Below are 18,696 nucleotides of genomic sequence, written 5' to 3'. Positions count from 1 at the left end.
GCTCCTCAACTGCTGCAAGAGAGCTCGCCACCGCAATACCATGCTGGTTGCGGAGTAGCGAGATCCTCATATTCGGGTTGTTCATCATAGGGATGCTGCAGGGCCGCAAACAGCCGCTCGAACGGCGCCATATCACCCTGCTCGGCAGCCTCAATCACCCGCTGGGCCAGCGCGTTGCGCAGCACATACTTGGGATTGACCGCATCCATCTGCCCCTTGCGCACAACATCCTCGCTTCCCTCCCGGGCGAGTCGCGCCCGATAGGCCTCAAGCCACCCTTGCCAGGCGGCAGGCTCCGGCAGCAGAGCCAGCAGGCTGGCGGGCCAATCGCCCTGAACGGTCAGCGCCCCCAGCCGACGCAGGAACAGGTGGTAATCCACCTTGTGCGCCGCCAGCAGCCTGAACAGCTCGCGAAACAGCGCCGGATCCTCCTCTTCCCACACCGCCAGCCCCAGCTTGGCGCGCATCAGCTCGGAATAGTGCAGCATCAGCTGGTGCTCGTACTGAGCCAGGGCCGACGCCAGCGCGTCGCCATCGACGTGACCGGCCAGCGCCTGGGCCAACTTCTGCAGGTTCCAGTAGCCGACCGCCGGCTGCTGATCCAGCGCATAGCGACCACCCGGATCCGAGTGATTGCAGACAAAGTCCGGCACATAGGCATCGATGAAGCCATAGGGGCCGTAATCCAGGGTCAGCCCGAGCAGCGACATGTTGTCGGTGTTCATCACCCCGTGGCAGAAACCTGCCGCCTGCCACTTGGCGATGAGCCGCGCGGTGCGGCGCACCACTTCGGCAAACAGCTCGGCCCCGTTCGCAAGCTCCTGGAAATGATGACGCAGCGCATAGTCGATGAGGGCCGGGATCTTCTCCCCCTGCCCACTCCAGGCGAAATACTCGACATGACCGAAGCGCAGATGACTCGAGGCGGTGCGCAGCACGGTCGCCCCCGTCTCCACCTGTTCGCGGTAAACCGGCTCCTGACTGCCCACCAGCACCAGTGCCCTGGTAGTGGGGATGCCGAGGGCATGCAGCGCCTCGGAGGCGAGATACTCGCGAATGCTGGAACGCAGCACGGCACGGCCATCGCCGAAACGGGAGAAGGGGGTCTTGCCCGCCCCTTTCAAGTGCAGGTCCCAGCGGCTGCCATCCGGTGCCAGCTGCTCCCCCAGCAACAGGGCACGGCCATCACCGAGACGCGGGCTGTAGCCGCCGAACTGATGGCCCGCATAGACCTGGGCCACCGGCTGCATGCCGGGCAAAGGCTGGCCATAACCACAGCAGGCCAGCCAGTCGGCCTCGCTCACCGCCCCCAGCCCCAGCTCGCCGAGCAGCGCACGGTTGAGGTGCAGCAGGCCGGGGGCATGCAGTGGTTGGGGGGCGACGGGCTCACAGGCCCAGGGCAGTTCGGTGGCAAAAGTGTTGATCAGCTTCATGGTGGTGCGGTTCGTCCCTGCGTATGCTCGTGTCACTCTTTATACCGCCGTCGGCCAGCAGTGGCTAACGGGCGATGCGCTATTTCATTTCAAGGAGAAGAAGATGCAAAGATGGTTGGGCGCCCTGCCCCTGTTGCTGTTGTTGTGGGGGCCGGCCCAGGCGGCCGATGTCGAGGCAGGCAAGGCCAAGGCCGCCGTCTGCGCCGCCTGTCATGGGGCCGAAGGCAGGGCCCTTGTCCCCAACTATCCCCATCTGGCTGGGCAAAACGCCGCCTATCTGGTGAAACAGCTGAAGGCTTTCAAGGATGGCAGCCGCAAGGAACCCCTGATGGTGCCCTTCATGGCGCCGCTCACCGAGGCGGACATGGAGAACCTGGCAGCCTATTACGCCAGCCTGAAATAATTCACGGCGTCCGGCCAACGGGCGCGATTCCCCTGATGTGCCGCCCAGGCCTGAGTCTGCCGGGTCGGTGACGCCTTGCTAATCTCCCCTAGCGGCGGCAGTAGTCGATGATCAGGTCCATAAAGGCTTCGCCGAAGCGTTCCAGCTTGCGGTGACCGACGCCGTTGATCGCCAGCATCTCGTCTTCCGTCATCGGCATGAATCGCCGCTGACCCCATCTCCACCAGGGTCGATCCTACCGACGGCAGTAGTCGATGATCAGGTCCATAAAGGCTTCGCCGAAGCGCTCCAGCTTGCGGTGACCGACACCGTTGATCGCCAGCATCTCGTCTTCCGTCATCGGCATGAGCTGCGCCATCTCCACCAGGGTGGCGTCGTTGAACACCACGTAGGGTGGCACCTCTTCATCCTCGGCGATCTGCTTGCGCAGGGCGCGCAGCTCCTTGAACAGCCGCTTGTCATAATTGGCGTTGTCGAGCAGGCCGTTGCGCTTCTCCTTGCGACTGGAGATGGGCTGCAGGCGGGGTACCGCCAATTCCAGCTTCACCTCGCCGCGCAGCACGGGGCGGGCCGCCTCGGTCAGTTGCAGCACCAGGTTGCGGGTGATGTTCTGGGTCAGCAACCCCTTGTGGATCAGTTGTCGGATGACACTCATCCAGTACTCGTGGCTCTGATCCTTGCCGATGCCGTAGGTCGAGAGCTTGTCGTGGCCGTGATCCTTGATGCGCTGATTGAGCGAACCTCGCAGCACCTCCACCACATAACCTACCCCGAAGTTCTGACCCACCCGCCAGACGCAGGAGAGCGCCTTCTGGGCGTCTTCGGTGCCGTCATAGCTCTTGGGCGGATCGAGGCAGATGTCGCAGTTGCCGCACGGCTTGTCGTTGTATTCGCCGAAGTAGTTGAGCAGCACCTGACGGCGACAGGTCTGCGCCTCGGCGAAGGCCGCCATCACGTTGAGCTTGTACTGCTCCACCTGCAACTGCTGGGGGTTTTCGATGTTGTCGAGCAGCCGGCGCACCCGCCCGATGTCGGCGGGATCGTAGAGCAACAGCGCCTCGGCGGGGGTGCCGTCGCGCCCGGCCCGACCGGTCTCCTGATAGTAGGACTCGATGTTCTTCGGGATGTCGTAGTGCACCACGAAGCGCACGTTGGGCTTGTCGATGCCCATGCCAAACGCCACCGTCGCCACCACTATCTCGATGTCATCCTTGAGGAAGGCCTCCTGGGTCTGCTGGCGCAGCTCGAGGGGCAGGCCGGCATGATAGGGAGCTGCCTTGCAGCCGTGACGGGAGAGCCGCTCGGCCACCTCCTCCACCCGGTTGCGGCTGGAGCAGTAGACGATGCCGCAGTTGCCCTTTTGGCTCTGCACATAGCGCAGCAGCTGCTCGGCCGCCTTGAACTTCTCCACTAGGCTGTAGCGGATATTGGGCCGGTCGAAACTGGCGGTGTGGATAAAGGGATCGTTCAATTCCAACCGGTGCAGCATGTCGCTGCGGGTTGCCTCGTCAGCGGTGGCGGTCAACGCCACCACGGGCACCTGGGGAAACCACTGCTTGAGCCGGCCCAGTGCCGCATACTCCGGCCGAAAATCGTGCCCCCACTGGGAGACGCAGTGCGCCTCGTCGATGGCGAACAGGCCGAGCGGCAGCTCCGCCAGCCGGTCCATGAATTCGTGTTGCAGCAGGCGTTCGGGGGAGACGTAGACGATTTTTATCTCGCCGTGCCGCATGGCGGCAAAGTTCTGGATCATCTCCTCCCGGCTCAGGGCCGAGTTGATGTAGACCGCCGCCACCCCGTTGGCACGCAGGCTGTCCACCTGATCCTTCATCAACGAGATGAGGGGAGAGACCACCACCCCGAGCCCGGGTCGCAGCAGCGCCGGGATCTGGTAGCAGAGCGACTTGCCACCGCCGGTGGGTTTGAGCACCAGCGCATCGCGCCCCGCCACTATCTGCTCGATGATCTCGAGCTGACCCGGCCGAAACTGCTGATAGCCGAACACCGCCTGCAACAGGGCAAGGGGGTTCTCTGGCTGAGGGTCAGGCAGGGTTTCGGCAATGACGGTCATGGGCTCTCCTTTGGGGTCGCCATTCTAAAGCAGCCGCCGCCCACAATAAACCTGCCATTGCGACTGTTAAGGAAGTGTTGCAGACTGGCTGGAGTTTTTACTCGGCTATGCCGACAGGGATTGGACTCAAGGAATGAAACAGATGCTCAAGAAGATGGCGCTCAGTGGCATTGCCAACCTGTTCGCCGAGAGGATGCCCTTCAACAAGCTGATCGGCATGCAGGTCACCCACTACGACTTCGACAAGGTGGAGTTGCGCATCAAGATGGAGGAAAAGCTGATCGGCAATCCCTTCCACAACATACTGCACGGCGGCGTCACCGCCAGCCTGCTCGACGTGGCCGGCGGCATGATAGTCGCCGCCTCCTGCATCGACGAGCTGGAAGACTTCTCCCCTAGCTATCTCAAGGAGCGCTTCTCCCGCCTCGGCACCATCGATCTGCGGGTGGACTATCTGCGGCCGGGGCGCGGCAACGAGTTCATCGCCACCGCCCACATCATCCGGGCCGGCAGCAAGGTCGCGGTTGCCCGCATGGAACTGCACAACGAAGAGGGCACCCATATCGCCTTCGGTACCGGCACCTATCTGGTGGGCTGAACCCGCTCATTGCATAAAAACAGCGCTGCTAATCTGATTTTAATCATTAGAAACCTTACCCCCTCTGCCGCCACGGGGTTCATACTGAAAGTCGGGATTGTGTGCAGAGGGAGGATTGCAGGCGATGAGTGCGAAACTGGCCACCAAACCATCCAGAGCCTTGTTGAGGCAGCTCGAGTCCATGCTCGACGAGGTGCAGACACCCGAGTGTCGCCACTGGCTGGAACAGGAGCTTGAGGGATACTCTCTCTGTTCGCCCCTGCCTTGGTATCGCATCATAGCCTGTCGGCAACGCGGTCACTTCTTGGACCTGAAGACGGGAAAATACCTGACTTGTCATATCAACAGTCAAACGCTAAGCCAACGCGATCTGGCCCAGATTCAGTTCATCTATGCCCGTGAACCCGCCGCCCACTATTTGCTGCAACGCAATTCCGGTATTGAACCCTGGCCAGAACAGCTGCTGGAAGATTATCAGGAGCAGCTGATCCCTGGCCATCTGTGCCTGCAAGCCTGGCATGAGCCCGTGTCTTCATTACGCGAACAACTGATGGAGGGAATAGAACATTTCATTAGTGAGTACCCCAAGCACGCGGCTTTGCAACCTCAACACAGCTTCAAGGCATTGCGGCATCAGCACTGGCATATCTAACAGGCGCCTGGCGCGCAAGGAGGGCACCATAGACAGAACCCAACGAGAGATTGCCACAATCTAGAATGCCGGAGTCAGGATCAGACTCCACTCTGGGCCACCGAGCGGTGGCCCTTTTATTGTCAGGTTCCAACAAACGAGACAGCGAGACAGCGAGGCAGCGAGGCAGCGAGGCAGCGAGGCAGCGAGGCAGCGAGGCAGCGAGGCAGCGAGGCAGCGAGGCAGCGAGGCAGCGAGGCAGCGAGGCAGGAAAGCATCGCATACCATCGTACGACTGCCAGCGCTGGAGCCAGCCTCTGTTGAGGCGAAAGCCAAATGCGAAAAGGCCGCTCTATTGAGCGGCCTTTTCTAATGTGGTCGGTGTGAGAGGATTCGAACCTCCGACCCCTTCGTCCCGAACGAAGTGCGCTACCAAGCTGCGCTACACACCGATGTCTGCGGGACGGGAATTTACCGAAAGCCCCGACCCGACACAAGCCTTTTTTGCATTAAAAAGGAAAAAAAGTGCTGTTCGCTCAACTATTCAGCACTCTCCCCGCCGTTTTACCGAAATGCAGCCGGACAGTGACATTTCGCTAACCCAGCCTCAGGGCAGGCGAAGCGACTCAGGCCCCAGCAACCGGCGTTGCCAATCCGCAATCGTGCCGTGCTCCAGCCAGTCCGCCGCATGCTTGCGCCAGTTGGGCGAGAGGGCCGGATTTTCCAGCAGCAACAGCAGGTCCGCCTCGTTGCGTAGCTGATTGAACAGGATATCGGCAGTACGCTTTACCGTGAGCTCAGGGTAGGGTCTGTCTACCAGCTCCAGCCGCTCCTGCGGCATCACCATCCCCTCCTCCAGCACCCGCAGCAACCAGCCGCAGCGGCCGTTGAGCTGCATCACCTGCGACATCTGGCCATAGCCGAAACGCTGGTTGAGCTTGAAACAGGGTGATCTGGGCTGGCTTATCTGGATCAGCGCCTCGCCGAGTCGATAGACATCGCCGATGCAGGCCTGCGCCTCGGTCAACCCGACCCCGGAGAGGTTCTCGCCGAAGGCGGCGGGCTGCCAGGGGGTACGCGGGGCCGCCAAACCCAGCGCCATCTGCCAGTTATGCCACCAGGGGTAGTGATCGGCGGGATAGTAGTGCAGCGCCCGATCCGGGCCGCCATGGTGGCGCTGGTCGCACTGTTCGTCGCCCGCGAGACCGCTGACGCCACACCAGAGCGGTATGGGGGTGGCTTGTTTGTGGATGGCACTGACAAGGCCGGGAACCAGTTCGGCACCCTGGCCGCTAAAGATGGAGATCCGCATTCTCATCCTCCGGATTGACGAGAGAATGCGGATCTTATCATGTGAGGGGTCAGGCGACTGCCTGCATCTGGGTGGTCATGGCGATCTCGGCACGGCGGCGTTTCTCCGCCTTGGCCATTAGATACCAGCTGCCGAAGGTGAACAGCGACACCGACAACAGGATCAGGCTGGCCACCGAGTTGATCTCGGGTTTCACCCCGAGCCGCACCGCCGAGAAGACCTCCATCGGCAGGGTCGTGGAGCCCGGGCCGGAGACGAAGCTCGCCAGCACCAGGTCATCCAGCGACAGGGCAAACGACATCATGCCGCCCGCCGCCAGCGAAGGGGCGATCATCGGGATGGTGATCAGGAAGAACACCTTCCAGGGTTTGGCCCCCAGATCCATGGCCGCCTCCTCGATGGAGAGATCCAGCTCCCGCAGCCGCGCCGACACCACGATCGCCACATAGGCGGTACAGAAGGTGGTGTGGGCTATCCAGATGGTCACCATGCCCCGCTCGGCAGGCCAGCCCACCAGCTGGGCCATGGCCACGAACAGCAGCAGCAAGGAGAGACCGGTGATCACCTCGGGCATCACCAGCGGCGCCGTCACCATGCCGCCGAACAGGGTCCGACCGCGGAAGTGCGGGATCCGGGTCAGCACGAAGGCCGCCACCGTCCCCAGCGCCACCGCCGAGATGGCGGTGTAGAAAGCGATCTCCAGCGAACGCAACACGGAGCTGATCAACTGCTTGTTGTCGAGCAGGCCGAAGTACCACTTGAGCGACCAGCCCCCCCATACCGTCACCAGCTTGGAGGCGTTGAAGGAGTAGATCACCATGATGATCATGGGCAGGTAGATGAACAGCAGCCCCAGCCACAGCATCAGCTTGGCAAAACCGAAACGTCTCATCATGCCTTGCCCTCCAGCTCTTTGGCCTGGTTACGGTTGAACAGGATGATGGGGATGATCAACACCGCCAGCATCACCACCGCCAGCGCGGAGGCCACCGGCCAGTCGCGGTTGTTGAAGAACTCCTGCCACAGCACCTTACCTATCATCAGGGTCTCGGGGCCGCCCAGCAGCTCCGGAATCACGAACTCGCCCACCACCGGAATGAACACCAGCATGCAGCCGGCGATGATGCCGTTCTTGGAGAGCGGTACCGTGATCCGCCAGAACCGGGTCAGGTTGCGGGCGCCGAGGTCGGAGGCCGCCTCCAGCAGGCTCTGGTCATGCTTGACCAGGTTGGCGTAAAGCGGCAGCACCATGAACGGCAGGTAGGAGTAAACGATGCCGATGTAGACCGCCAGGTTGGTATTGAGGATCTGCAGCGGCTCGTCGATGAGGCCGATGCCCATCAGCAGGCTGTTGAGCAGGCCGTTGTTGCTGAGAATGCCCATCCAGGCGTAGACCCGGATCAGGATCGCGGTCCAGGTCGGCATCATGATGAGCAGCAGCAGTACGGTCTGGGTCTCCTTGTTGGCCCGCGCAATGGAGTAGGCCATGGGATAACCGATCAGCAAGCAGAGAATGGTGCTGACCAGGGCCATCTTGAGGGAGCCGAGATAGGCTGCGATGTAGAGCTCATCCTCCCGCAGCAGCAGGTAGTTGCCCATGTTGAGCAGTATGGTGAGCTGATTGTCCGCCCAGCTCACCACGTCGGTGTAGGGCGGGATTGCCACGTCCGCTTCGGCGAAGCTGATCTTCACGACGATGATGAAGGGCAGCAGGAAGAACAGGAACAGCCAGAAGAACGGGATGCCGATCACCAGCTGCCGCCCCCCCAACGACTTCAGTCGTTTCAATGCCATCATGATTGCAGCACCACGCCGCTGTCATCTTCCCAGTAGAGGAACACCTGGTCATCCCAGGTCGGCCGCTTGCCGTGGCGTTCGGCGTTGGCGATGAAAGCCTGAACGATTTTGCCCGAGGGCAACTGGATGTAGTAAACCGAGTGACCGCCCAGATAGGCGATGTCGTAGACCTCGCCCTTGGTCCAGTTGAAGTCCGGGTGCTCGATCTCCACCGGCTTTTGCAAGCTCATCAGCAGCTTTTCCGGCCGCAGGGCATAGGTCACCTTCTTGTTCTCGGCGCGGGAGCTGATGCCGTGGCCCACGTAGATGGGCTGCTCCAGATCGGCGCAGGCGATGGTGGCGTGGTCCTGCTCGTCCTCCACCAGCAGGCCGTCAAACAGGTTGACGTTGCCGATGAACTCGCACACCAGCCGGCTGGCCGGGGTTTCGTAGATATCCATCGGGCTGCCGATCTGCTCGATGCAGCCCAGGTGCATGATGGCGATCCGCTCGGCCATGGTCATGGCCTCTTCCTGGTCGTGGGTCACCATGACGCAGGTAACCCCGACCCGTTCGATGATCTCGACCAGCTCCAGCTGCATCTGGGAACGCAGCTTCTTGTCGAGCGCCCCCATGGGCTCATCCAGCAACAGCAGCTTGGGCCGCTTGGCCAGCGAGCGCGCCAGCGCCACCCGCTGACGCTGGCCGCCGGAGAGCTGATGGGGCTTGCGGCGGGCATACTGGGTCATCTGCACCAGCTTGAGCATCTCCTCCACCCTGGCGTCGATCTCCGCCTTGGGCAGGTTGTCCTGCTTGAGACCGAACGCGATGTTCTGGGCCACCGTCATGTGGGGAAACAGGGCGTAGGACTGAAACATCATGTTGATGGGACGCTCATAGGGCGGCATGTCGGTGATGTCGACGCCATCGAGGAACAGCCGTCCCTCGGTGGGGCGCTCGAACCCCGCCAGCATCCGCAGCAGGGTCGACTTGCCGGAGCCGGACCCGCCCAGCAGGGCAAAGATCTCGCCCTTGTGGATGTTGAGGGACACGTTGTCGACCGCCAGCGTTTCATCGAACTGCTTGCTTACCCTGTCTATCTTGACCAGCACTTCTTTGCGTTGCTGGCTGCCCTCGAGGGCTTTCTTGTAGGCACTGGAGGCTATCGCCATTACCAAACTCCCAAAGGTAATACCGGCCGGGGCCGATCCATAAAACAGTCTGGCGCCCCGGGACGGGCGCCAAGGTTAGGTTCCGGACTTGATCCTGGTCCAACTCCGGGTGATCAGACGCTGCACCGCACGGGGATGTGCCTGCTGCACATAGAGCCGTTCCAGCACCGCCTGGGGTGGATAGACGGATTCGTCTTCGCGCACGCGTTTCTCCATGAACTCTCCCGCCCTGCTGTTGGGGTTGGCATACCCCACGTAGTCGCTCACCTTGGCGATGACGTCAGGCTCGAGAATGTAGTTGATGAGGGCGTGCGCCTCTTTCACGTTGGTGGCATCGGCCGGGATCGCCATCATGTCGAACCAGAGGTTGCCCCCCTCCTTCGGAATGCTGTAGGCGATCTTGATCCCCTTGCCCGCCTCCTCGGCCCTCGCCGCCGCCTGCAGGATGTCGCCGGAGAAGCCGGCCGCCACGCAGATGTTGCCATTGGCGAGATCACCGATGTACTTGGAGGAGTGGAAGTAGGCCACGTAGGGGCGCACCTTGAGCAGCTGCTCTTCGGCACGCTTGAGGTCTGCCGGCTCATGGCTGTTGGGGTCGAGCCCCAGATAGTTGAGCGCCGCCGGGATCATCTCGTCCGCCGAATCGAGGAAGGCCACCCCGCAGTGGGAGAGCTTCTTCATGTTTTCCGGCTCGAAGATGGTCGCCCAGGAGTCGATCTTGTCGACCCCCAGCACCGCCTTGACCTTCTCGACGTTGTAACCGATGCCGTTGGTGCCCCACAGATAGGGCACGGCGTATTGATGGCCCGGATCCACCTTGTCGAGCTGCTTGAGCAGCACGGGATCCAGGTTGGCCAGATTGGGCAGCAGGGCGGGATCCAGCTTCTGGAAGGCCCCCGCCTTGATCTGCTTGGCCAGGAAATTGTTGGAGGGCACGACCAGATCGTAACCGGTACGGCCGGTCAGCAGCTTGCCTTCCAGCGTCTCGTTGGAGTCAAACACGTCATAGACGGTCTTGATCCCGGTCTTTTGCTGGAAGTCGCTGAGGGTGGTCTCGCCGATATAGTCGGACCAGTTGTAAAAATGAACCACAGGGGCTGCCTGGGTCAGATTTGCAAACCCCAGGGTCAGGGCCAGCGTAGCTATCTTGGTCATGTGCACTTACTCAGTCCTCTTTATGTGTGATTTGCCAGTGCGCATCCATACGCGCCGTCCAACCTGTCGGGTGGGTCACCACCCTCCCGGCCGAACTGCGGACCGGGAGGGGCACTCTTCACTTACTTGCCTGACTTGATCTTGGTCCAGCTACGAGTCATCAGACGCTGCACCTTGGCCGGCAGATCCGGGAAGGTGTAGATCTTCTTGAGGGTCTCGTCGCTCGGGTAGATGCCCGGATCGTTGCGGATCTTCTCGGACACCAGCGGCACGGAGGCCTTGTTCCCGCTCGGATAGCTGACGGCGTCGGAGATCTGGGCGATCACCTCGGGCTTCATCAGATAGTTCAGGAATACATGGGCCGCTTCCACGTTCTTGGCATCGGCCGGAATGGCCAGCATGTCGAAGAAGCTGCCTGCCCCCTCTTTCGGGATCACGTAGGTCAGATTGATGCCGTTCTTGGCCTCGATCGCCCGGGACTTGGACTGCTGCAAGTCACCGGAATAGCCGACCGCCACGCACAGGTTGCCGTTGGCCAGATCCGAAATGTACTTGGAGGAGTGGAAGTAGGCGGTGTAGGGACGGATGGAGAGGAACAGCTCCTCCGCCTTCTTCAGCTCGTCCGGCTTCTGGCTGTCCGGCTTGAAGCCCAGGTATTGCAGGGCGGCTGGCAGCATTTCAGTCGGCGAATCGAGGAAGGAGACACCGCACTCCTTCAACTTGGCCATGTTTTCCGGTTTGAACACCAGATCCCAGGAGTCCACCGGCGCCTTGTCACCCAGCACGGCTTTCACCTTCTCCGGGTTGTAGGCATAACCGATGGTGCCCCACAGGTAAGGAATGGAGTACTGGTTACCCGGGTCGCTCGGTTCGAGCGCCTTGAGCAACGAGGTATCCAGGTTTTGCCAGTTGGAGAGCTTGGACTTGTCCAGTTTCTGGAACACGCCCGCCTTGATCTGCTTGGCCAGGAAGGGGTTGGACGGCACCACGATGTCATAGCCCGAACTGCCCGCCAGCAACTTGGCTTCCAGCACCTCGTTGCTGTCGAACACGTCGTAGACCACCTTGATGCCCGTCTCTTTCTGGAAGTCTTCCAGGGTGTTTGGCGCGATATAGTCGCTCCAGTTGTAGACGTGCAACACCTTCTCTTCGGCCATCGCCGCGCCGCTCATCATGACCAGCGCCACCGAGGCTGCAATCATTCCCGTTTTGAAAGACATCGTCCTTGTCTCCTAAGCAAATTGTATGCGCAAGCCAACCTGCCCGGCGCCCGCCTATCCCCGCAGCTTTGCCGCCGTCAGATCCAGACTGAGCCTGGCCAGATTGACCAATTCATCCACCTGTTCCTCGGTGATCACCAAGGGGGGCGATATGATCATGGTATCGCCGACCGCCCTCATCACCAAGCCATTGTTAAAGCAGAACTCCCGACAGGTCATACCGGCCTGCAGCTCAGCCGGGAAGCGGCTGTTGGTCTGCTTGTCCTGCACTATTTCCAGCGCGGCCACCAGGCCTTTGCCACGGGTTTCGCCCACCAGCGGATGGTCCGCCAGCTCCGCCCAGCGACGCTGCAAATAGGGGCCGATACTATCATGAACTCGCTTAACTATGCTTTCGTTTTGCATAAGCGTAATGTTGGCAATGGCCACGGCGCAGGCCACCGGATGACCGGAGTAGGTGAAGCCGTGGTTGAATTCGCCCCCCTCTTCCACCAGCACCTTGGCGACCCTGTCCCCCACCATCACGGCCCCCATCGGCAGGTAGCCGGAGGTGATCCCCTTGGCCAGGCACATGAGGTCCGGCTTGATGCCAAAACCCTCGCTGGCGAACCAGTGACCGGTGCGGCCAAAGCCGCAGATCACCTCGTCGGCGATGAGCAGGATGCCGTACTTGTCGCAGATGCGCTGGATCTCGGGCCAGTAGCTGTCGGGCGGGATGATGACGCCGCCGGCGCCCTGGATCGGCTCGCCAATGAAGGCGGCCACCTGGTCCACCCCCAGCTCCAGAATCTTCTCCTCCAGCTGACGGGCACGGGCCAGCCCGAATTCGTGGGCGCTCATCCCCTGCCCCTCGCCGAAGTGATAGGGCTGATCGATGTGCACTATGCCGGGGATCGGCAACCCGCCCTGAGCGTGCATCCCCTTCATGCCACCCAGGCTGGCCCCTGCCACGGTGGAGCCGTGGTAGGCGTTGTGGCGGCTGATGATCACCTGCTTCTCCGGCTGCCCCTTGCTGGCCCAGTAGTGGCGCACCATGCGCAGCACGGTATCGTTGCACTCGGAACCCGAGCCGGTGAAGAAGACGTGGTTGAGGTGGGAGGGCGTCACCTCGGCCAGCAGGGTCGCCAGCTCGGCGGCAGGCGGGTGGCTGGTCTGGAAGAAGAGGTTGTAGTAGGGCAGTTGTTGCATCTGGTGGGTGGCGGCGTCCACCAGCTCCTGGCGACCGTAACCCAGGTTGACGCACCACAGACCCGCCATGCCGTCCAGAATGCGCTTGCCTTCGGAGTCTTCCAGATAGACCCCCTCGGCACGGGTGATGATGCGGCTGCCTTTCTTGTTCAGCGCCTGAAAATCTGTAAACGGATGCAGATGATGGCTGGCTTCCAGTTGCTGCCACTCACGGGTGGTGTGCTGCATTGCTTGCTCCTCGGTTCCTTCGATGTAAGCGATGTTTGTTCGTCAACGGATGAGGGAGGGGGGCTCCCCCACTCACGTATGGGAGAGCCTGACCTTGGCCCCGGCATTGTCGATATGAGCGGGAACGCCCTCGGGCGCTCCCGGCAGGCCGATGCGCGTCAGGCGCGCACCCGGGTCACACGTTCAGCAGCAGGAACTCCCGTTCCCAGCGGCTGATCACCCCGAAATAGGTTTCATACTCCTTGCGCTTCACCGCCACGAAGGCGCGGGTAAAGCGCTCGCCCAGCATCTCCTTGATGGGGTCGCACTGCTCCAGGTGGCTCAGTGCCTCCTCCAGCGAGCGGGGCAAGCTGTAGGGCAGCTCATAGGCGCTCGACTTCATCTCCGGCAGCGGCTCCAGCTTCTCCATCATGCCGAGGTAGCCGCAGGCCAGGGTGGCGGCCAGCGCCAGATAGGGGTTGGCATCGGCGCCGGCGAAGCGGTTCTCCACCCGGCGGGCGCTGGCCTCGGAGAAGGGCACCCGCAGCCCGCAGGTGCGGTTCTCCACCCCCCACTGCACGTTGCGCGGCGCGCTCTCGCCGAAGGTGAGACGGCGGTAGGAGTTGACGTTGGGGGCCAGCAGCGCGGTCACCGCCGGGGTGTATTTCTGCAGGCCGGCGATGAAGTGCATGAACAGCTCGGAGTTGCCGCCGTTCTCGGCCCCGAACAGGTTACGACCGTTCTCATCTTCCAGGCTCTGGTGAATGTGCATGGCGGAACCGGGCTCGTCGCTCATCGGCTTGGCCATGAAGGTGGCGTAAATCCCGTGACGGTGGGCCGCCTCGCGCATGGTGCGCTTGAACAGGAACACCTGGTCGGCCAGATCGATGGCATCCCCGTGCAGGAAGTTGATCTCCATCTGGGCGGCACCGGATTCGTGGATCAGGGTGTCCACCTCCAGCTCCTGCGCCTCGCAGTAGTCGTACATGTCCTCGAAGATGGGGTCGAATTCGTTCACCGCGTCGATGCTGAACGACTGGCGGGCCGTCTCCGGGCGACCGTTGCGGCCGGTGGGTGGCACCAGCGGATAGTCGGGATCTTCGTTGCGCTTGACCAGGTAGAACTCCAGCTCGGGGGCCACCACCGGCTTCCAGCCCTGCTTCTCGTAAAATGACAGGACCCGACGCAGCACGGAGCGCGGCGCTATGTCGATCAGCTTGCCATTGATGTCGAAACAGTCGTGGATCACCTGGGCGGTGGGCTCCAGTGCCCAGGGTACGAAACGAATGGTGTTGGGATCGGGATAGAGCTGCATGTCCCGCTCCAGCGGGTCGATCATGCTGTCGTCATCCGGATACTCGCCGGTCACCGTCTGGGTGAAGATGACCTCGGGCAGGCGCATGCCCCCTTCGCGCAGAAACTTGTTGGCTGGAATGATCTTGCCTCGGGCATTGCCGGTGAAATCCGGAAACAGGCACTCCACTTCCGTGATGCGATTGCTCTCCATCCAGCCCTTGATACTGTCCATGTTAAACCCCGACTCTACGGTTGCCATTGGCAAGGGTGTCTAATATATGGAACACCCTTGTTATCAAATTGTAATCAACACCACCATAAAAGCCCGCCATCAGGGGCAATGTCAAGCGGTGGTGTTTAAAAAACTATAAATAACGGCGCATATAATGACCATGGCGGGGACAAATACTAAACACCCTGTCATGGTAACGACCCACTGCAAAGCCGGTGCCAACGAGGCGTGTTACCCCCGTATGTTCTCAGTCAGACCCTGTCGGAATCGGGCCATTTTTTTGCAAGGGCGCACAATCCTTGTCCTCTTTGCTTTGCATGCCTGCATTTTTTTGGTACAAGGCCCGCCCTGATTTGCACTCTCCTGCATGGATTTGGTGCAAATACAGGACACAGGGCTTGGTCTGCAGGCAGACAGCCCCCATAAACAGGGATAATTGGGTTAGTAAACTGACTGGTAGTAAATCGTATGTGTGATTTCATGACTGAAGACCAACTGGCCTTTTACAAGGGACAGATCGAGCGCCAGATCCTCGAACTCGAAGATCGCCTCAACTCCCAGGCCAGCCAGGCCATCGCCACCGATACCAACGAGATGGCTGATGAAATTGACCGTGCCAGCATCGAGGAAGCCCGCCGTCTGGAGCTGAACCGCATCGAGCATGACAAGCTGCATCTGCGCAAGCTGCGTGGTGCGCTCAAGCGCATCAGCGAAGGGGATTTCGGTTACTGCGAATCCTGCGGTGACGAGATCTCCCTCAAGCGGCTGCAGGCGCGTCCCGAGTCCCGCTTCTGCGTCGAATGCCAGAGCACCAAGGAGTTCAACGATACCCACGTGTATCGTCGCGTCGCCTGACGCCTCGCTGCTCCGTCACTGGCGCTCGCCGGCGGGATGACGAGCAGGCCCTGTCTGCCTCGATGCAGGCGGGGTTCCCTGCCTCGCCGCTCTCCGCGCCACGGCGGCGCAGCAACAGAGTGACAAGTTCTGTTAGACTCCGGGCAAGCCCCGGAATCTACAGGAGAGCAGAGAGTGAAATGGTTCCTCAAACTGTGCTTGTGTCTGCCGTTGCTGGCACAAGCACAGACCCTCACGGTCAAGGTGCCCAGCCGACCGATCAACGACATCGACAAAGAGTATCAGCTCAAGCTGCTGGAACTGGCCCTCAACCATGCCGACCAGCCGTTCCGCATCCAGCAGGTCGAACTCAACCTCAACCAGTACAGCCTGCAGCAACAGCTGAGCAAGGGCAAAACCATCAATGTGTTCTGGATGGGAACCTCCAGTGCCCTCGAATCCTCCCTCATCGCCGTGCCGATCCCGTTGTTTCGCGGTCTGGAAGGGTTGCGGCTCTCCTTCATCCACGCCGATGCCCAGGAGAAGTTCAACCAGATCAACTCGCTGGCCGATCTCAAGAAGCTGAAGGCGGCGCAAGGGGTGGGCTGGGCCGACAACAAGATCCTGGAGAACGCGGGCATCCCCACCTATTCGGGGCGCTACAGCAACCTGTTTCGGCTGATCAACGACGGCGACAAGCTGGACTTCTTCCCGCGCAACCTGGTGGAGATCTTCGCCGAGCGCAGCGAGCTGGTGGCGCAATACCCCAACCTGGTCATCGATCAGCATCTGCTGATCCGCTACCCCTTCGCCGAGTTCTTCTTCGTCAGTCCCGAGGCGCCGAAACTGGCCAAAGCGATTCAGACCGGGCTTGAGCGGGCCTATGCCGACGGCAGCTTCATGAAGTTCTTCCGGGAGAACCCCAAGATCCGCGAGGCGCTGGCCAGTGCCAAGCTCGACCAGCGGGTCACCATCGCCCTGCCCAATCCCGACATGACCCCCTTGCTCAAGAGCATTCCGGCCCAATATTGGGAGTATCCCCCGCAGGGATGACGAATCGGCCACCTCAACCGGGGTGGCACCCACAGCGCGCCAGGGAGGTGCCATGAAGGGAATCGAGGAGTGGTTTGAGCTGTACGGCCAGAGCCACCAACACCCGGTCAATGTGACCATCCACAAGCTGGCGGTACCGGGTATCTATCTCTGCGCCCTGGCCCTGCTCTGGTGCCTGCCGGCCGGGCCGCTGCCACCGTCGCTCAACTGGGCTGCGCTGGCTGCCATTCCGGTGCTGGCCTTCTACCTGCGGCTGTCGTTTGCGCTGTTCGTGGGGATGGTGGTGCTGACCGCGCTGGGCTTGGTCGCTTGCCACAGCTGGCAGGGCCCGCTGCTGTGGCCGGCACTGGCCGGGTTCGTGCTGCTCTGGATAGCCCAGTTCGTCGGTCACAAGATCGAGGGCAAGCGCCCCTCCTTCCTTGCCGACCTGCAATTTCTGCTGATCGGCCCCGCCTGGGTGCTGGCCAGCCTCTATCGTCGTTTGGGCATTCCCTACTGAGGGAAGCCAACAGGAGAGACCATGAGATACCGTTACACCCTTGCTCGCGCCCTGCCGCTGCTGCTGGGCGCATTGATTGCCGGCCCGGCACTGGCCGACAAGGCCGACCCCGTCGGCGAGGTGAGCACCGCCTTCAAGCTGTTTGGCCCCAACCACAAGATCCTGGTGGAGGCGTTCGACGACCCGCGCATCGACGGCGTCGCCTGCTATCTGGCGCGCCCCAAGACCGGCGGCGTCAAGGGCGGACTCGGGCTGGCGGAAGACCCCTCCCATGCCTCCCTCTCGTGCCACCAGATTGGTCCCATCACCCTGCCTGCCAAGCTGAAGGCAGGGGAAGAGGTATTCGACGTCAGCACCTCGCTGGTGTTCAAGGAGCAGAAAGTGGTGCGCTTTTACGATCAAAAGCGCAACGCGCTGGTCTATCTGACTTACAGCACCAAGCTGGTGGATGGTTCTTACAAGAGTGCGGTCAGCGCCGTGCCCATCATGCCGTGGGGCTGAACCTCCACCATTTATCCCGTGATGACGACCCATATTTGTTGTAATTTAACTACATCATAATCTGCGGAGAGCGCACCATGAGAGTCGCCGTTTTCAGTACCAAGAGCTACGACAAAGAGCACTTCAATCAGGCCAACAGCCAGTACGGTTATGAACTTGAGTTCTTCGACGTGCGGCTGGAGGCCAAGACTGCCCGGCTGGCCCACGGCTTCCCCGTGGTGTGCCTGTTCGTCAACGACGATGCCGACCGCGAGGTGCTGACCGAGCTGGCCGCCAACGGCACCAAGGTGATCGCCCTGCGCTGCGCCGGCTACAACAACGTGGATCTGGCCGCCGCCAAGGAGCTGGGGCTGAAGGTGGTGCGAGTGCCCGCCTACTCCCCGGAAGCGGTCGCCGAGCACGCGGTGGGCCTGATGATGACCCTCAACCGTCGCATCCACAAAGCCTATCAGCGCACCCGTGACGCCAACTTCTCGCTGGAGGGGCTGGTCGGCTTCAACATGCACGGCCGCACCGCCGGCATCATAGGCACCGGCAAGATCGGCATTGCCACCCTGCGCATCCTCAAGGGCTTCGGCATGCGCCTGCTGGTGAGCGATCCCTATCCGAACCAGGCGGCCATCGATCTCGGTGCCGAGTACGTGGATCTCGATACCCTGTTCCGCCAGTCCGATGTCATCAGCCTGCACTGCCCGCTTTTCAAGGAGAACTACCACCTGCTGAACAAGGAGGCGTTTGCCAAGATGAAGGACGGGGTGATGATCATCAACACCAGCCGGGGTGGCCTGCTCGACTCCAACGCCGCCATAGAGGCGCTCAAGACCGCCCGTATCGGCGCGCTGGGGCTGGACGTCTACGAGGAAGAAGAAGATCTCTTCTTCGCCGACAAGTCCAACGAGGTGATCACCGATGACGTGTTCCGCCGCCTGTCGGCCTGCCACAACGTGCTGTTCACCGGCCACCAGGCCTTCCTGACCCGCGAGGCGCTGCACGCCATCGCCGACACCACCCTCAGCAACATCCGCGCCATCGACAGTCAGGGCCGTTCTGACAACGAGGTGGAATAAGGGGCCGACCCTGCCCCTTAGCGGTTCATTGCCGTGCGCCGGGTTGTG

At 61.5% G+C, this 18,696-nt stretch carries 17 protein-coding genes, 1 tRNA gene and 1 pseudogene; 8 read left to right on the top strand and 11 right to left on the bottom strand.

Annotated elements, in window-relative coordinates:
• Nucleotides 1-5: 5 nt before the first annotated feature.
• The gene (locus AB5Y81_RS18305) at nt 6-1,433 is read right to left on the bottom strand and encodes a protein adenylyltransferase SelO family protein (RefSeq protein WP_279485148.1); all 1,428 of its coding nucleotides are present in this window, start codon (nt 1,431-1,433) and stop codon (nt 6-8) included.
• A gap of 103 nt (nt 1,434-1,536) precedes the next feature.
• Between AB5Y81_RS18305 and AB5Y81_RS18300 the strand changes: the two genes are divergently transcribed.
• Nucleotides 1,537-1,836, top strand: coding sequence for a c-type cytochrome (locus tag AB5Y81_RS18300; RefSeq protein WP_005306588.1), 300 nt, complete (start codon nt 1,537-1,539; stop codon nt 1,834-1,836).
• An 88-nt stretch (nt 1,837-1,924) separates the two neighbouring features.
• Here AB5Y81_RS18300 and recQ read toward each other — a convergent pair.
• Nucleotides 1,925-3,907 (bottom strand): annotated as a pseudogene (gene recQ, locus AB5Y81_RS18295) (ATP-dependent DNA helicase RecQ).
• Between the two features lie 133 nt (nt 3,908-4,040).
• Between recQ and AB5Y81_RS18290 the strand changes: the two are divergent.
• Both AB5Y81_RS18290 and AB5Y81_RS18285 read left to right on the top strand, forming a co-directional pair.
• On the top strand, nt 4,041-4,505 hold the full coding sequence (locus AB5Y81_RS18290; protein WP_029306122.1) for a thioesterase family protein: 465 nt from the start codon (nt 4,041-4,043) through the stop codon (nt 4,503-4,505).
• A gap of 124 nt (nt 4,506-4,629) precedes the next feature.
• Nucleotides 4,630-5,157 carry a hypothetical protein gene (locus AB5Y81_RS18285; protein ID WP_005306599.1) on the top strand — a complete coding sequence of 176 codons (528 nt, stop codon included), beginning with the start codon at nt 4,630-4,632 and terminating at the stop codon, nt 5,155-5,157.
• Between the two features lie 354 nt (nt 5,158-5,511).
• Here AB5Y81_RS18285 and AB5Y81_RS18280 read toward each other — a convergent pair.
• From AB5Y81_RS18280 to AB5Y81_RS18240, 9 genes are all read right to left on the bottom strand, one after another.
• Nucleotides 5,512-5,588: transfer RNA gene (locus AB5Y81_RS18280), tRNA-Pro, on the bottom strand.
• A 155-nt stretch (nt 5,589-5,743) separates the two neighbouring features.
• Nucleotides 5,744-6,448 (bottom strand): MOSC domain-containing protein, encoded by a 705-nt coding sequence (locus tag AB5Y81_RS18275; RefSeq protein ID WP_139726340.1) that lies wholly within the window; start codon nt 6,446-6,448, stop codon nt 5,744-5,746.
• 49 nt (nt 6,449-6,497) lie between these two features.
• Nucleotides 6,498-7,340: an ABC transporter permease subunit gene (locus AB5Y81_RS18270; RefSeq protein ID WP_279485522.1), complete on the bottom strand. Its 843-nt coding sequence runs from the start codon at nt 7,338-7,340 to the stop codon at nt 6,498-6,500.
• Complete coding sequence (locus tag AB5Y81_RS18265; RefSeq protein WP_010635771.1) at nt 7,340-8,245, bottom strand: ABC transporter permease subunit; 906 nt, start codon at nt 8,243-8,245, stop codon at nt 7,340-7,342. Before AB5Y81_RS18265 ends, AB5Y81_RS18270 begins: the two co-directional genes overlap by 1 nt.
• A complete protein-coding gene (potA, locus tag AB5Y81_RS18260) occupies nt 8,242-9,396 on the bottom strand; it encodes a polyamine ABC transporter ATP-binding protein (RefSeq protein ID WP_005306611.1) in 1,155 nt (384 codons plus the stop codon). Before potA ends, AB5Y81_RS18265 begins: the two co-directional genes overlap by 4 nt.
• 75 nt (nt 9,397-9,471) lie before the next feature.
• Nucleotides 9,472-10,557: a polyamine ABC transporter substrate-binding protein gene (locus AB5Y81_RS18255; RefSeq protein ID WP_017764857.1), complete on the bottom strand. Its 1,086-nt coding sequence runs from the start codon at nt 10,555-10,557 to the stop codon at nt 9,472-9,474.
• 116 nt (nt 10,558-10,673) lie between these two features.
• On the bottom strand, nt 10,674-11,771 hold the full coding sequence (locus tag AB5Y81_RS18250) for a polyamine ABC transporter substrate-binding protein (RefSeq protein ID WP_017779519.1): 1,098 nt from the start codon (nt 11,769-11,771) through the stop codon (nt 10,674-10,676).
• A gap of 54 nt (nt 11,772-11,825) precedes the next feature.
• The gene (locus AB5Y81_RS18245) at nt 11,826-13,187 is read right to left on the bottom strand and encodes an aspartate aminotransferase family protein (RefSeq protein ID WP_213344170.1); all 1,362 of its coding nucleotides are present in this window, start codon (nt 13,185-13,187) and stop codon (nt 11,826-11,828) included.
• A gap of 175 nt (nt 13,188-13,362) precedes the next feature.
• The gene (locus tag AB5Y81_RS18240; protein WP_005306624.1) at nt 13,363-14,694 is read right to left on the bottom strand and encodes a glutamine synthetase family protein; all 1,332 of its coding nucleotides are present in this window, start codon (nt 14,692-14,694) and stop codon (nt 13,363-13,365) included.
• A 468-nt stretch (nt 14,695-15,162) separates the two neighbouring features.
• Here AB5Y81_RS18240 and AB5Y81_RS18235 point away from each other — a divergent pair, with 468 nt between their 5' ends.
• From AB5Y81_RS18235 to AB5Y81_RS18215, 5 genes are all read left to right on the top strand, one after another.
• Entirely contained in the window at nt 15,163-15,549 is a 387-nt protein-coding gene (locus tag AB5Y81_RS18235) for a TraR/DksA C4-type zinc finger protein (RefSeq protein WP_010635769.1), read from the top strand.
• A gap of 174 nt (nt 15,550-15,723) precedes the next feature.
• A complete protein-coding gene (locus AB5Y81_RS18230; protein WP_279485147.1) occupies nt 15,724-16,581 on the top strand; it encodes a hypothetical protein in 858 nt (285 codons plus the stop codon).
• A gap of 52 nt (nt 16,582-16,633) precedes the next feature.
• Nucleotides 16,634-17,080: a DUF962 domain-containing protein gene (locus tag AB5Y81_RS18225; RefSeq protein ID WP_216988882.1), complete on the top strand. Its 447-nt coding sequence runs from the start codon at nt 16,634-16,636 to the stop codon at nt 17,078-17,080.
• A gap of 21 nt (nt 17,081-17,101) precedes the next feature.
• Entirely contained in the window at nt 17,102-17,581 is a 480-nt protein-coding gene (locus tag AB5Y81_RS18220; RefSeq protein ID WP_042005633.1) for a CreA family protein, read from the top strand.
• A gap of 77 nt (nt 17,582-17,658) precedes the next feature.
• The gene (locus AB5Y81_RS18215; protein ID WP_010635765.1) at nt 17,659-18,648 is read left to right on the top strand and encodes a 2-hydroxyacid dehydrogenase; all 990 of its coding nucleotides are present in this window, start codon (nt 17,659-17,661) and stop codon (nt 18,646-18,648) included.
• The last annotated feature ends 48 nt before the right edge of the window (nt 18,649-18,696 follow it).

It is taken from the genome of Aeromonas sp. s2 (assembly GCF_040907935.1).
GTDB lineage: Bacteria > Pseudomonadota > Gammaproteobacteria > Enterobacterales > Aeromonadaceae > Aeromonas > Aeromonas dhakensis.
Note: the sequence above shows the minus strand (reverse complement) of the source record. Positions and strands in the feature narration are given on the sequence as shown.